The following is a 13,597-nucleotide window of genomic DNA, read 5'->3' as shown; positions in this document are numbered from 1 at the left end:
AGAGAAAACTATTATAGCTGTTTTCAATTGTATGGAATACATATCTGTTAAGGAGTGCAAAGTCTTGCGCCCCATAGTGGATTGCATCCATAGAAGAATCGCTATACCCAGTCTGAGGGAGATCCATAAAAATAAATCTCCAGCCTGATTAAAACGAATAACCGACTACGCCCACACTGAAACTGCGTTCGGTGGAGCAGTTCTTAAAGAGTAGCCTGGAGATTTATTTCGGGTTGGTGTCTGAGCAAATTTTTGTAGGAGTTAAGTGAACAAGATGAAACTGTGCAAACAACGTCAAAGCAAAAATAGCGTATTGATTTTAACTTCTCTGGCTGTGTTGGCGTCTCCATTAGTATTGCCCTTGCAACAAGCCTCTGCACAAACATTAACGACCGTTGTAAATTTCAATGGTACTAATGGAGCAGCCCCAAGAGCAGGTGTGCTTGCAGGGAAGGATGGCAATCTTTATGGAACCACTTCCGCAGGTGGTTCGCAAAATAGAGGAACAGCATTCAAATTAACTGGTTCTAATTTTAGTACTCTGACTACATTAGTTAACTTCACTGGAACCAATGGAACTAATCCAGTTGCTAGATTATTCCAGGCAAGTGATGACAATCTATATGGTGCAACCTTTACAGGTGGTACAAATAACCTCGGTACGTTGTTTAAGTTGCAAAAAACAACTTTTACAAACTTGACAACTCTTTTAAATTTCAATGGCACTAATGGAGCCAACCCAGCAGGTCGATTGATTTCAGGTAGCGATGGCAATTTGTGGGGGATAACTTCTGCCGGTGGCGTCAACAGCAGAGGAACTGTATTCAAGGTTCCTCTGACTGGTGGTGTCCCTACTATCTTAGTTAACTTCAACGGTACTAATGGAGCAACTCCATCAGCAAGGTTGCAATTAGGTAGTGACGGAAACTACTATGGTACCGCCTCAGCAGGTGGAGCAACTAATAATGGTGTGGTATACAAGTTAACTCCCGCAGGAGCAATAACTTCATATAACTTTAGTGGCGCTAATGGGCGAAATCCTCGGTCTGCATTAATTGAATCTGATAAATTTCTCTATGGCACAAGTTTTCTGGGTGGAGCCAGTAATCGAGGAGCTATATTCAGGTTTCCGCTCGGTGGCGGTACACCAGTTTTAATTGCCAGTTTTAATGGTAGCAATGGGGCTAACCCCACAGCTGCGCTCACAAAAGGAAGCGACGGTAACTTCTACGGTACGACTTCTACAGGTGGTGCAAATAATAAAGGAGGCATCTATCGGTTGACACCTGGAGGAACCCTCACTTTGTTGTTAAGTTTTAACGGTACGAATGGGGCAACGCCAGAGTCCACCCTAATTCAACTTGCTAATGGTGCATTTTATGGTACCACCTCTGCTGAAGGCACTTCTGGACAAGGAACTGTGTTTAAATTTACACCATAGCCTCAAATATAATCTACCTGCAAAATAGTAGAACGTAGATTTGATAAATGTAGATTTTCCACTTTCAGATAGTCAGTCATTAAGCGTAACTATCTGAAAGTGGAAAAGACATTCGCAGATAAGCCAGGGCAAACGCATCTTATTTACTAACAAAAACTAAAAAGTATTTTCAAATTATCTAGATAACTGTAAAACTTGATAAAGTTATAAACAAAATAAATCCTATCTTATCAGAGAGCATGAATTATCTGAACTTGAAAAATATAAATTTTTATTAAGACTCAAAAACTCATGGATTGGGGATACAAAAGTAAAATTCTCTTAAAAAATAAGTGAAATTTTTACATAAGATACTCAATTCTAGTGTTGACGTGCTATTTTTTTGGCTAATGCTAAAACTCTTGTTAAATAAGCTGTTATGTATACAACTTGCACAATCAGGGCGGGCAAGATGCCCACCCCACAAGCATTTTGAATAAATATTAGTGCAAATTAAAGGCGCAACAGCTTAGTTGTTATCCATCGCGGCGAGAAACTGTTTATTTTTTATTCCACGTTTAAGACACTTCTCTTTGGTTCAAATAATAACATTAAATAATTGCGAATTTCATGACGACCATGCGCCACTTCTTCTGTTTTGTATGTACTATGTTGAAGTCCTTGAAAACCTGTACTTATCCCTCAATTAAATAGTTTTTCAACTTCATCATAAAGATTAGCTTGATTCTTTTTTAACGTAATTACATAATCTGCATAATGCTAGAGTAATTAACTTCACAATCTGTTTTCGGCAACCGATTGTATCAATTGTCACAATATAACCAGATAATTCTAAAACTTTGAGCAGTTCTGGGATTGCTGTAATCTCATGGGATTTTTCGTCTACCTTGACTTGTCCCAGCGCTAGTTTATTCGCAGTTGCCCATGCACTCACCATGTTCCATTGGGAACTAACTTTAATCATAAAACCACATTGTCTTTCTTTCTAGCAAGTACTGGCGCAATCTTTTGTAAGCCAGTAGTTAAGTTGACAATTAAGTTCTTAATAATACAAAAAATATATTGGCATCTTGATATACATGTAAAAAAAAGAGGAAGTAAATTTGACTATTTTAGAATTTTCATTACTAATTTGGATTGGTTCATTTAGCGCTGGCTTGTTAGGGGCGCTAACTGGGTTAGGAGGTGGAGTAGTAATTGTTCCCTTATTAACTTCGGTATTTGGCGTTGATATTCGCTATGCCGTTGGTGCTTCACTGGTATCTGTAATCGCTACTTCTTTGGGTGCAGCATCTATCTATATTAAAAAAGGCTATACCAATTTGCGATTGGGAATGTTTTTAGAAGTAGCGACAACCATTGGTGCGATCGCAGGAGCAATGATCGCTACTTTCGTTTCTGTAAAAGCCCTAACTATCGTACTAGCGATCGTCCTCATTTATTCAGCATACCTTTCACAACGACCCAGAATAGAACATATTGAAGATGAAGTAGGAGATCCCATAGCAAATTATTTGAAACTGAATGGTACTTATCCAACTCCTGATGGAGTAATGTCTTATCAAGTCTATTCAGTACCAATGGGATTTGGTGTGATGTTAATAGCTGGGGTGCTTTCTGGGTTGCTTGGTATTGGTTCCGGGGGATTTAAAGTATTGGCGATGGATCAAGCCATGCGTTTACCCTTCAAAGTTTCTACCACCACTAGCAATTTTATGATCGGCGTGACAGCAGCAGCATCAGCTGGAGTTTACCTAGCACGCGGCTATATTGATCCAGGATTATCCATGCCAGTGATGTTGGGGGTATTACCTGGTGCTTTCTTGGGCGCACGAATTCTGACAGGCGCTAAAACGCAGATTTTGAGAATTCTCTTCAGTGTTGTGCTAGTGGTAATGGCTTTGAAAATGGTCTACAACAGTTTAATAGGGGGGCTGTAAAATGTATAAATTTAATAGTAGCTTTCGCTGGACATTCCTGGCACAATCTGATAATGAAGTGGTTACACTAACCTTACCGCAGAAAGATATAGACTCTAATATCAAACAACTAGAACAGTCCAATAATACAGTAGCACAATTGCCTAATAGCTGTGAAATTGATGTTAACAAGAATTTGACAAAAACATCAAGTGAGCAGCAATTGGAATATTTGCTCAGTAATCTTATGAAATATGGCGTTTTGATAGCTAGTGCTATCGTTTTGCTGGGGGGTATACTCTACTTGATTCATGATGGTGCTGAACCTGCTGGATATCACTTTTTTCAGGGCGAACCATCGGAATTTCGCTCACCAGCAGGTGTAGTAAAAGCAGTTTTATCAGGTAGCGATGCCTACGGCGGGCTACGCCTACGCGCCATTATTCAACTCGGACTTTTACTATTAATTGCTATTCCAATTGTGCGTGTTTTCATTTCCCTATTAGCTTTCCTATTACAGCGAGAATTTATCTATGTGATTGTTACCTTATTAGTAATGACTAGTTTGATTTACAGTCTTGTAGGAGCATATTATTAATAATATAAGAAAGTGGGTATAAGTTTAATTTTACCCTTCCAAAAAGTTAATTCTCTAGACTTGTTACGAGCCTTGCAAAAGGTCATTTATTGAACTTATACTCTGTTTAATCTGTTCTAGTAGAGAAGTTCTTAAAAAGTCAAAGTTGACTGTTGAAATATTGAATAATCCTAAAGCATATAATAGGCTCGAAATCCCAATTAATAGAGCCAAAAACCTGCCAAAACAACCGGGATTAATTTCAATAAAACCTAATTTAGATTGTCCGATGATGGCAATCGTTATAAAAACAATTCCTGCTATTAAAAATGTGCTATTTGGAGTTAAATCTGTCATTTTCCTATTTAGATGCCTCAATAATTTTATTGTAGCTATTATTAATTCAAATTTCTGCCCCGGCTATATATAAAATAAAAATTTTTCTACTCAACATCGACTTACCCCAGTCTAAGGAGGCTTTGGTTATTGCAGTATCGGTGTTGGATTTCATCGTATGCTATGATTTAAAAAGGTATATTTTGATTTTGAAACCTGTTGAGCGACAACTCGCGGTGATTGTCTCAATTGGGTTTAAATCCTTCTATTTAGCTTAGATATCATAGAAAAAACTCAGATTTTACAAGATGCAATGTCTACGACGGGCTACACACTCATGCATCTTTGGTATAAATCACAGCACAATAGCATTTGAGTTAAACTTATATTTTGCTGAAACTATTCATTGGTAAAGCTTTCAGCATCAAAAAGCCAAAATGTGATCCCTCCTGTACTAGACTTTGCTTTAGTTTCTATATTAAACTACACTAAGTCGATAGAACTGGTGGGTTTTTATGGAAAGCGTCCAAAACGTCAGCCAAGAGTTAAATTTAACAGGAGACACAACTCTGGAGGACTCACAGCAGTCAACTCCAAAAGAGTTCAAGAAAGACATTTTCAAAAAACTCAGAGGTGGATTCTTTTTAGTATTAGGATATTTATTGTCACCACTATGTTGGTGGAATGACTTACTATTTAATTTGCCAATAGCTTATGGTTTTGGGTATGCATGTAGTTTACTTTCCCCAAAATTACTTCTACCTTGTTCAATTATAGGATACTGGCTCTCTAATATTGTGGGAATTCTCTTGATGCAATTTGGTTCTAAAGACATTTTTCAAAAAGAACCTCAAGAGCATAACCTAAAAAAAGAATTAATCACGGGTCTAATTTCTTCAACAGCTTATACACTGTTGATTATTCTATTAATCCAGTTGAAGATTCTTGATTCTCCTATTTTATTCGCCAACAGTTAATTTAATTGATTACGTTTCTAAAAATGAATCGATTGTAGGGATTACAGGGAGCATCCCATTTATGCAAAAATACCGGAGGGATGTGTACTACATTGATGGGAACTAAAACTATTATCCGCTCTCTAAGCACTTCCAGAAGTGAGTTTGGAGTGGAGCAAACCAAGCTACGGGAGTTGATGGTGCGATTTGCTGATTTGTTTAATCGGAATTTCAATCCAAAATTCTGTACCTAACCCCGGTTGAGAATCACATTTAAACACACCACCGTGTTTATCTACGACAATCTGATAACTTATTGATAACCCCAAGCCAGTGCCTTTCCCCACTGGCTTAGTAGTGAAAAATGGGTCGCAGATTCTTGCTTTTAGGGCTTCTGGTATTCCTGGGCCATTATCTGCAATGCGAATTACTACGCTCTTAACATTGCCTTCAAGCTCTCCAAGAGCAGTACGAATGGTAATTTGACTGGTATCAGGATTTGATTGAGATTCCATGTAATCTTCTAAAGCATCGATCGCATTGCTTAAAACGTTCATAAATACCTGATTTAGTGGCCCAGCATAGCACTCTACTAAGGGCAGGTTACTGTACTCTTTGACTAATTTAATCGCCGGACTTTCTGGTTTTGCTTTCAAGCGATGCTGCAAAATTAGCAAGGTGCTATCAATGCCGTCGTGAATATTAACTGGCTTCATTTCTGCCTGGTCGAGGCGAGAGAAATTCCGTAAACCCAAGACAATTTGCCGGATGCGATCAATTCCAATTTTCATGGAAGATAGAGTTTTGGGCAAATCTTCGATCAGAAATTCTAAGTCTATCTCAAAGGCGCGATCGCGTATCTCAAGACTGGGATTAGGGGTACTTTGCAAATAGAGGTGTAGTATACTGAGTAAATCTTCAGCGTAATCGTTGACATGATTTATGTTGCCATAGATGAAGTTTACCGGGTTATTAATTTCGTGAGCAATACCAGCTACTAGTTGACCCAGTGAGGACATTTTCTCAGTTTGGATCAGTTGGGTTTGAGTTTGCTTTAAATCATGCAGAGCTTGAGTCAGCTTTTGGGTCTGCTCTTTGGTTTGATTATGCAATTGCGCTTGTTGAAGTGCAACCCCAAGCTGATTAGCAATTTGAGTGATGAACTTAATTTCCGAAGGTTCCCAATGGCGGGGTGCAGAGTTCTGGTAAGCTGCTAGTAAGCCCCATAGCTGTTGCCCGATAAATATAGGTGCGATCGCATAAGCCCTTGCCTGTAATTCTTCTAGAGCCGCAACGTGGCACTCAGAATGGCCGGCTTGATAGATGTCATCAACTGCAAAACTTTCATTATGACGATATCGGCCACCTTGGGTTTCCTGCAAATAGCTATCTTGCCAAACTGTATTAGTATCACTTACTAACTTTACCCAGCCATCAACCACAAACTCAGCGATATATTCACCACTCCAATCAGCATCAAAGCGGTAAACTGCAACTCGATCTGCTTGTAGTGATTTACAGATTTCTTGGGTAGTTGTCTGAAAAATTGCATCTAGATCAAGAGATTCTCTAACTTTAGCAACAACTTCAAACAATACTCGTTGTTGTTCTGCTGCTTGTTGCAAAATTAACGTCTGTTCTCGTGTCTGAGTGAGTAAATTAGCTTGCTGGAGTGCTACCCCCATTTGACCAGCAATTTGACTGAGAAAATTAACTTCAGAGGCTTTCCATTGCCGGGGCCCAGTATGTTGATAAGTTGCTAACAAACCCCAAAGTTTTTGCCCAACAAAAATCGGAGCAAGCACAAAAGCGTGAATTTGAAACTGTTCTAAATTATCGACATGACATTGATGAAACCCCATCTTGTAAATGTCACCGACTGCAAATGTTTCATTGTTGCGGTAGCGTCCTCCCTGTGTATCTTGTAAATAGGTATCATTCCAAACTGTATTAACACCTAGTTCTGACTCATTCGACCAGTAGGGACTAGCAGCCTCAAAATCCCCGACAAATTCACCACCCCAATTAGAATCGAAACGATAAACAGAAACGCGATCGGCTTTAATTAATTGACAAACTTCTTTAGTAGTTGTTTGAAAAATGGTATCTGTGTCAAGAGATTCCCGAATCTCGGCAATAACTCTAAAAACAGCCTGTTCTTGTTCAGCTGTCCGTTGTAACTCAACTGTGCGCCTTTTAACTTGTTTTTCTAAATTTTCATTGAAGGTTTGCACTTGTTGGTGTAGTTCATATTGCTGAACTGCTGAAGCAAAGTGTTTACCCAGGTTTCTAGCTAGTTCAATCTCTTCAACTGTCCATTTTTGAGCTTGTGCTTTTTTAGATTCGCGCCAAGCTTCAAACGATCGCCTGGGGTACAACTGCCTTTGATCGCTGTCATAGTGACCCGCCCAGATAGTTTCTGTATCTACTTCGTTGCGAAAAATACTTAAATAGCCTAACAACTGCTGACGATACAGAAGTGGGATCATCAACATGCTACGAATTTTAGTTGGTTGAAAAGCAGGTTGCAAACTTCGCAAGCTAGGAGTGTTATGTATATCTAAAATCGCCCAAACATCGTAGTTAGTGGACTTGTGATGTTCGTGCCAGACACTGTACTGTTCTATTAGTGGATATATAGTTTGTTCTGGCATCACAGGTTGCTGTCCACAGATAAAAAGCTTGATACAAGTATTTCCTGGTATCAAGCATTCTGTTAAGCTGGTCACGCTACTATTGTGGGAATCAAAAGCTGCATTTCTAATGCAAAGCCGTCCACCAACGCCATTAAAGGCAGCAACAGCCGCTTCTAGGGCTGGTTGTAATACAATTGTTGGTAATGAATGTAGTAGGGTAGCAATGCGGTTAATGATCGCTTCCCGTTCCCCTGTTTTGCGGACTTGAGTAAGCAGTGTACTTTGAGCGATCGCCACTGACAGCTGCTCAACTACCATTTGTACTGCTTCCAGGTCATATTCAGAAATCAACCGCCCTTGGGAATGATGAGACACCAGTAGCCCCCAAAGTTGATCTTGATAGAGAATAGGCGCTACTAAAGAGGACTTTACCCCCATTGCTGTCAAATATTCAATATGGCAAGAGTCTACAGGGCGGTAACGGATTTCCTCTGATAAAGTTTCTCCATTTTCCAAGTCACGCAGGTGAATTTGGCCAATCTGTTGAGTATCAACATTGACAAAAGAACACACCCGTGATTTGATAAATAGCTCACGGGCCGTTAGTGGAATATCCTCAGTAGGGAAATTCAGCCCCAGTAGTGACGGCAAATGATTGTTATAAATTGACTCAGCAACGACCTGACCACTGCCATCGGCATGAAATTTATAAATCATCACTCGGTCAGTTTTTAGGAGCGATCGCACTTCTGCGGTCGTCACTGTGATAATTTCTTCAAACTCTAAGCTTCGCCGGATACGGTTTGTAATCCGGCGTAGTAAACTTTCTTCATGACGACATAAGGGTAAATCTGGTTCAGGGTTGGAGGTCATTGCTTATAACAAAATTAATTAATAATTTGCAAAATGACATAATTAAATCTAAAGCCATTTTGAAATTTATTTAATCAATTTGTCTTCAGTGGAACTACGGGCAAATCATTAATAGAAATATTTATTTACCTTTTATAAAAATTAACCCAATTATCACAAAAACAGACGCTAAAAAATTGCGTCTGTACTAGCTACAAGAAAAGATTCTTGCTTTTTGCTTTTGGCTTTTTGTCGAACATTGCCGTAGCAAGATTAAACTTTTATATTGTCAGCAAAGCGAATTTTAAGATAATCATCTTCTATCTTTGCTCCCCCTGGTTGTAGCGCTGCTAGAGCTTGTGGTAAAACCAAGTTACGACGGTGGTTGCCAATAGTAATGTTTAATTCGTCTCCATTTTTACTCAGTTGAACTTGGTTTTTCGGAATTCCAGGTAAATAAATTTCTAAGCTGTATTGGTTTTGCTCTTGTACGACTCTCATAGTCGTTTCTTTGTAATAAACCTGAGTCGGATCTTCATCTTTATAAAGAGTTTCTTTCAGGCGTTCTAAGGCAGCTAAACCGCACATTTCCTCAGAAAATAGTGGAACTTCTTTCACCGGTAGAGGGTGGAAATTATCATGAATCTCCTGGCGATATTGCTCCTGACTTTCCTTCCAGCGTTGGAAAAATGGGTCTTGGACTTCGCGGGGAATAATTCGATTAGCCACAATTAAATCTGTTGCCACATTATACAAGCTCAGATAAGCATGGGCCCTCAGAGACTCTTTAATCACCATCTTTTCGGGATTAGTTACCAGACGCACTGAAGTTTGAGTATTGTCTGTTAATACTTTTTCCAGAGCTTCAATTTGTTCATAAAACTCATAAGGTGCATCCATCACCTCTTTATTTGGTAACGAAAAACCAGCAATTGGTCTAAAAAAAGGTTCAACCAGAGGGCGAAGTGCTACGGAGATGTTTTGGAATGGTTTGTAAAAACGGCGCATATACCAGCCACCGACTTCAGGTAAACTCAGCAAGCGCAGTGCAGTACCCGTGGGGGCTGAGTCGATAATTAAAACATCAAACTCGCCTTCATCGTAATGGCGTTTCATCCTTACCAAGCCAAAAATCTCATCCATGCCTGGTAAAATTGCCAATTCTTCTGCCTGTATGCCGTCTAAACCCCTTGCCTGTAAAACTTGGGTAATGTAACGTTTTACCGCACCCCAGTTTCCCTCAAGTTCTTGCAGAGCATCCAATTCTGCACCCCACAGATTTGGGCGAATTTTTTGGGGTGCATGTCCCAGTTCTATGTCAAAACTGTCTGCCAGCGAATGCGCGGGATCTGTACTTAAAACCAATGTCTGATAGCCTAGTTCCGCACAACGGAGTCCAGTCGCAGCAGCAACGGAAGTTTTGCCCACGCCGCCTTTACCTGTCATCAAAATTACACGCATAGATGCTTTTGTCCTGCTGAGGGTTTTATTACATTTATTTACATTATCGGCTGTTTAAGAAAATAAATGCTGCTTCACTCCGTCGAGGCGTGAACAGTTTGAGTTGTTCATCAGTCATTACGGTTTTTTCTGGCTAAGGGCGTGATGGTCTACCACTTCCTTTAAGATAGCGTGAGTTCAACGGGTGATATCATGTCCGCTTAATTGCTTATTAAACCAGAAGTTCCCCACCCCGCCAAAGCTACGCTTTGTCTCCCCTCCCCGCAGGCGGGGAGGGGCTGGGGGTGGGGTGTAATGGCTGTGGTTAGCATAACTATTTATGCGGACGTGATATCACGTTATAAATCAATACAGTTCAGTTAAATCCCACATCCTTTGTAGAGACGTTGCAATTGCTAGTCTCTACATACCAAAAATCCTTAACCCAAGCGTATTGCGTTATAAATAGGACGAGTGAGACGCGAAGCCACCACTGATTTGCGTTGCTCCCTCAGTGATAGGTGTTTCACTTCTTATTCCAGAGATTAATAAATTCTTTATAGATAGCTGGGGTGATCTGACTTTGTAAGTGAGTTAGTGCATCACGATGGTTTTGATTGTTGTTATCATAATAGGTGAATAGGTTCGCCAGCTTGACAATCTCAGGATTTTGATCGTTTGTCCCTCTCCATTTGTTAGTAACTTTGTGCAAAACGTCTTTGGGTAGATTTTGTTGTAAGTTACCTAGGGCTGTACTGTAAGAAGAATTTTGAGGATTCTTTTTGAATTGAGCCAATAAATCTATCAGCTTAATCTGTGACTGTGGCTGCGACTGCGGCTTGTTTGTGAGAGTAGATTGCTGTAGACTTTGACGCTGTTCAATAGCGGCAATGCCATTTTCAGTTAAACCCTGAGATTTCTGAAATTTCTTGACTGCTGTATAAGTGGCTGGCCCATAAAAAGGCAAGCCTTTTGGAATTTCGGTATTGGTTGCAAAACCGTGAAACTTTAATCTATTCTGAAGTCCGATGACTGTTTCTTCCATTACACTTCGAGTTTGGGCATCAGCGTTACCATTAACCTCAAGTTTTTGTGGATACTGTTTCTGAAACTTTTTAATTGCTTCTTCGGTAGGATTATCTGTCAAGGAGTTGTTATTCCGCTTCCAGGGAGCAAATTTAGTCAGATCCGGCTTAGGATCTATCTCAGGAGCTAAATATCCCAACCCAATCAATATATGACGGATGACTTCAGGGCTACTAACAGCCATACTTTTTGGTTCCTTTGCTACTAAACTACCATTTAATGTATCTGGTTTTACAAAAATTATGTAAGTAGAAATCAATAAATTTAACATGTTTGTTTACAAGGCGTTCCAAACTTTAAGCGATGCGTGACCCAAGGTGCAACTCTTTGAAACATTTAGCTTTGATGGGCGATCGCCTCGGTTTGTTTCTAAATAGCGATCGCACATATTACATGCCATTATAACGACAATGCTCCAGACAAAATTACGCAGTAATAATGCCGTAAGCTCGTCATTTTGGTAGTTTAAGTAGCGCGATTTTTAGGGCAGGGGGCAGGGAGCAGGGGGAGGAAAAATCGTTTTGATTCCAAAAATTGGATAATTTATTTTTTGGAGTTCCTTTAGACGTTACTCATTGCTCAGAAAACCAAACTCCGACTTAATATTCCAGCGCTTACCGTCGTGAAGGAGTAATGTTAATTTGTCGGCAGTAAACTCAAAATGCAACTGACGCTTTGCAAATTCTGGCCAAGCAACTCTAAAGTTTTGCTTTGTTAAATCTCGAAACGCAACCGTTATATGGGGAGCAAATGGGCGAGTTTTAGAAACCTTGTCAACGATTCCCAAGTTGCTTTCTGCATAAGTCATTAAATCAGTTTGCAAAGTCCAAAGTTCTTGACTTCTGACTACATTAATGTATATGACACGAGGCGCAAAGGCATCAAACCCCTTGAGTGTAATTGCTACTGGCTGTTGTCTACTAGCAAATTCCTTCAAGGATGCTTCTAACAGTGGCAAGTTATCATCTGCCCATTCAAAGGGTGGTTGCAGGGTAATATGAGGCGGAGATTTTAGCGACCCACTACTAGCATAGCGATGGGCGAAGTATTGCTTAATCTGGTTGGCGTAGTCTTGAATGTCTTGTGGTGGTAAAAGAGCGACAAAAAAACGGCTCATTTAGTTTATCTCCAAATTACAACCAATTCCCAATCAACACATAAGCAGACCAAAAGCTTGGTGCTTTGTAGTTAGGATGTTTCAGGAGTTCTAGCTGGGCCCGGTGAACAGCTTCGGCTTTGCTAATTTTGCCCTTTTTGAGTTCTCGATAGAAGGCACTAACAAACATTGCTGTGGAGCGATCGTCAATTTGCCACAGGGACGCTATGGTACTGCGTGCCCCAGCTCGTACAGCTGCTCCTGCAAGACCCAGTGCTGCACGTTTGTCTCCTGTCGCTGTCTGGCAAGCACTCAAAACTAATAACTCTACTATGGTTTTACCCTGACTGCGGAAGAGAGTATCAAAATCTTTGACGTTGATTTCACCATCGAAATCCAAAATAAAAGTGTCTTCAAGGCGGGAACTAAACTGACCGTGGGTTGCTAAATGCACTATGTTGAATGAAGTATCAGCAATTTCACTCTCTAAATTCTTTTTCTTAAAATCTCTATCTATTAGGCTAGTGGTCGAGACTCCTGCTTTAATAATGCCGTCGAATTCAGATTTGATCGCAAGCAACGGTGCAAACTTAGAAAAACCTGGTGGCGGTTGAGTCAGTCCTGCGGTTAGCGCCCTTAATTGCTGTTGTATTAGCGGTTTAGGGTCGAGAAGTTGCAAACCCACGCTCAGAGTAATTGCATATTTCTCTACCAAATATTGCTTACCATCATAGAGAGCGGCCATTGGTAAATTGCGTAACGCGCCATCAAGGACAAACACTAGGCTATTTACCCGACTTTTTTGCAATTGTGACTCAATGGGTTTGAGCAGCCAGTCGTAAACTTGGTGTGCTTGGGTTTGAACTGCCTTGATAGCGGTGGGATTGACAAGATTTTTTCGCAGTTCTACTAAGAGTTTCTCTACATCTGCTTGGGATATCTTGTTACTGTAGTTTTGTAGGGGTTGTTTGGGAATTTTAACAATTACCTGGAGTTCGTCAGGAAGAATAATCGGATAAATAATGGCAGATGTAGGATTATCTTTATCTACCACTTGATCGAGGGATATTCTTTGACCTTGTAGGCAAGCTTGCTGGAAGAAGTCGTTCAATTCTGCTATTTGGAGTGCTTCAATGCGCTCTCGTGCTTTCTCTAATATTTTTTCATCTGGTGATTTTCCTTCTTGGGATTTCAGGAGTAACTCAACTGACTCTCGGTAAACGGGTTCCACGCTGTCCCGGAAGTTGAATTGCACATC

The 13,597-nt window shown here is 40.2% G+C and carries 10 protein-coding genes and 1 pseudogene; 4 read left to right on the top strand and 7 right to left on the bottom strand.

Going from position 1 to position 13,597, the window contains the following annotated elements; all coding sequences use genetic code 11:
- Positions 1-274: 274 nt before the first annotated feature.
- The gene (locus tag VE944_RS04560) at positions 275-1,441 is read left to right on the top strand and encodes a choice-of-anchor tandem repeat GloVer-containing protein (protein ID WP_324972926.1); all 1,167 of its coding nucleotides are present in this window, start codon (positions 275-277) and stop codon (positions 1,439-1,441) included.
- 585 nt (positions 1,442-2,026) lie between these two features.
- Here VE944_RS04560 and VE944_RS04555 read toward each other — a convergent pair.
- Positions 2,027-2,378 (bottom strand): annotated as a pseudogene (locus VE944_RS04555) (ISAs1 family transposase); the annotation flags it as partial.
- Between the two features lie 166 nt (positions 2,379-2,544).
- Here VE944_RS04555 and VE944_RS04550 point away from each other — a divergent pair.
- Together VE944_RS04550 and VE944_RS04545 are read left to right on the top strand one after the other, a co-directional pair.
- Positions 2,545-3,381 carry a sulfite exporter TauE/SafE family protein gene (locus VE944_RS04550; RefSeq protein WP_324972923.1) on the top strand — a complete coding sequence of 279 codons (837 nt, stop codon included), beginning with the start codon at positions 2,545-2,547 and terminating at the stop codon, positions 3,379-3,381.
- 1 nt (position 3,382) lies between these two features.
- Complete coding sequence (locus tag VE944_RS04545) at positions 3,383-3,958, top strand: DUF1634 domain-containing protein (RefSeq protein WP_324972920.1); 576 nt, start codon at positions 3,383-3,385, stop codon at positions 3,956-3,958.
- A gap of 63 nt (positions 3,959-4,021) precedes the next feature.
- Here the strand turns inward: VE944_RS04545 and VE944_RS04540 are convergent, their stop codons facing one another.
- Positions 4,022-4,294 carry a hypothetical protein gene (locus tag VE944_RS04540; protein ID WP_324972917.1) on the bottom strand — a complete coding sequence of 91 codons (273 nt, stop codon included), beginning with the start codon at positions 4,292-4,294 and terminating at the stop codon, positions 4,022-4,024.
- A 494-nt stretch (positions 4,295-4,788) separates the two neighbouring features.
- Between VE944_RS04540 and VE944_RS04535 the strand changes: the two genes are divergently transcribed.
- Positions 4,789-5,250: a DUF7980 family protein gene (locus VE944_RS04535; protein ID WP_324972914.1), complete on the top strand. Its 462-nt coding sequence runs from the start codon at positions 4,789-4,791 to the stop codon at positions 5,248-5,250.
- A gap of 164 nt (positions 5,251-5,414) precedes the next feature.
- Here the strand turns inward: VE944_RS04535 and VE944_RS04530 are convergent, their stop codons facing one another.
- The 5 genes from VE944_RS04530 to VE944_RS04510 all read right to left on the bottom strand — a co-directional run.
- Entirely contained in the window at positions 5,415-8,738 is a 3,324-nt protein-coding gene (locus tag VE944_RS04530; RefSeq protein WP_324972911.1) for a GAF domain-containing protein, read from the bottom strand.
- Positions 8,739-8,990: 252 nt separating this feature from the next.
- Positions 8,991-10,178: a TRC40/GET3/ArsA family transport-energizing ATPase gene (locus VE944_RS04525; protein WP_324972908.1), complete on the bottom strand. Its 1,188-nt coding sequence runs from the start codon at positions 10,176-10,178 to the stop codon at positions 8,991-8,993.
- Between the two features lie 505 nt (positions 10,179-10,683).
- Positions 10,684-11,514, bottom strand: coding sequence for a peptidoglycan-binding domain-containing protein (locus VE944_RS04520; RefSeq protein ID WP_324972904.1), 831 nt, complete (start codon positions 11,512-11,514; stop codon positions 10,684-10,686).
- 297 nt (positions 11,515-11,811) lie between these two features.
- Complete coding sequence (locus tag VE944_RS04515) at positions 11,812-12,360, bottom strand: 2'-5' RNA ligase family protein (protein WP_324972901.1); 549 nt, start codon at positions 12,358-12,360, stop codon at positions 11,812-11,814.
- Positions 12,361-12,376: 16 nt separating this feature from the next.
- A partial coding sequence (locus VE944_RS04510; RefSeq protein ID WP_324972898.1) for a CHAT domain-containing protein occupies positions 12,377-13,597 on the bottom strand: 1,221 nt, incomplete at its 5' end.

The organism is Nostoc sp. (assembly GCF_035638895.1).
GTDB lineage: Bacteria > Cyanobacteriota > Cyanobacteriia > Cyanobacteriales > Nostocaceae > Nostoc.
Note: the sequence above shows the minus strand (reverse complement) of the source record. Positions and strands in the feature narration are given on the sequence as shown.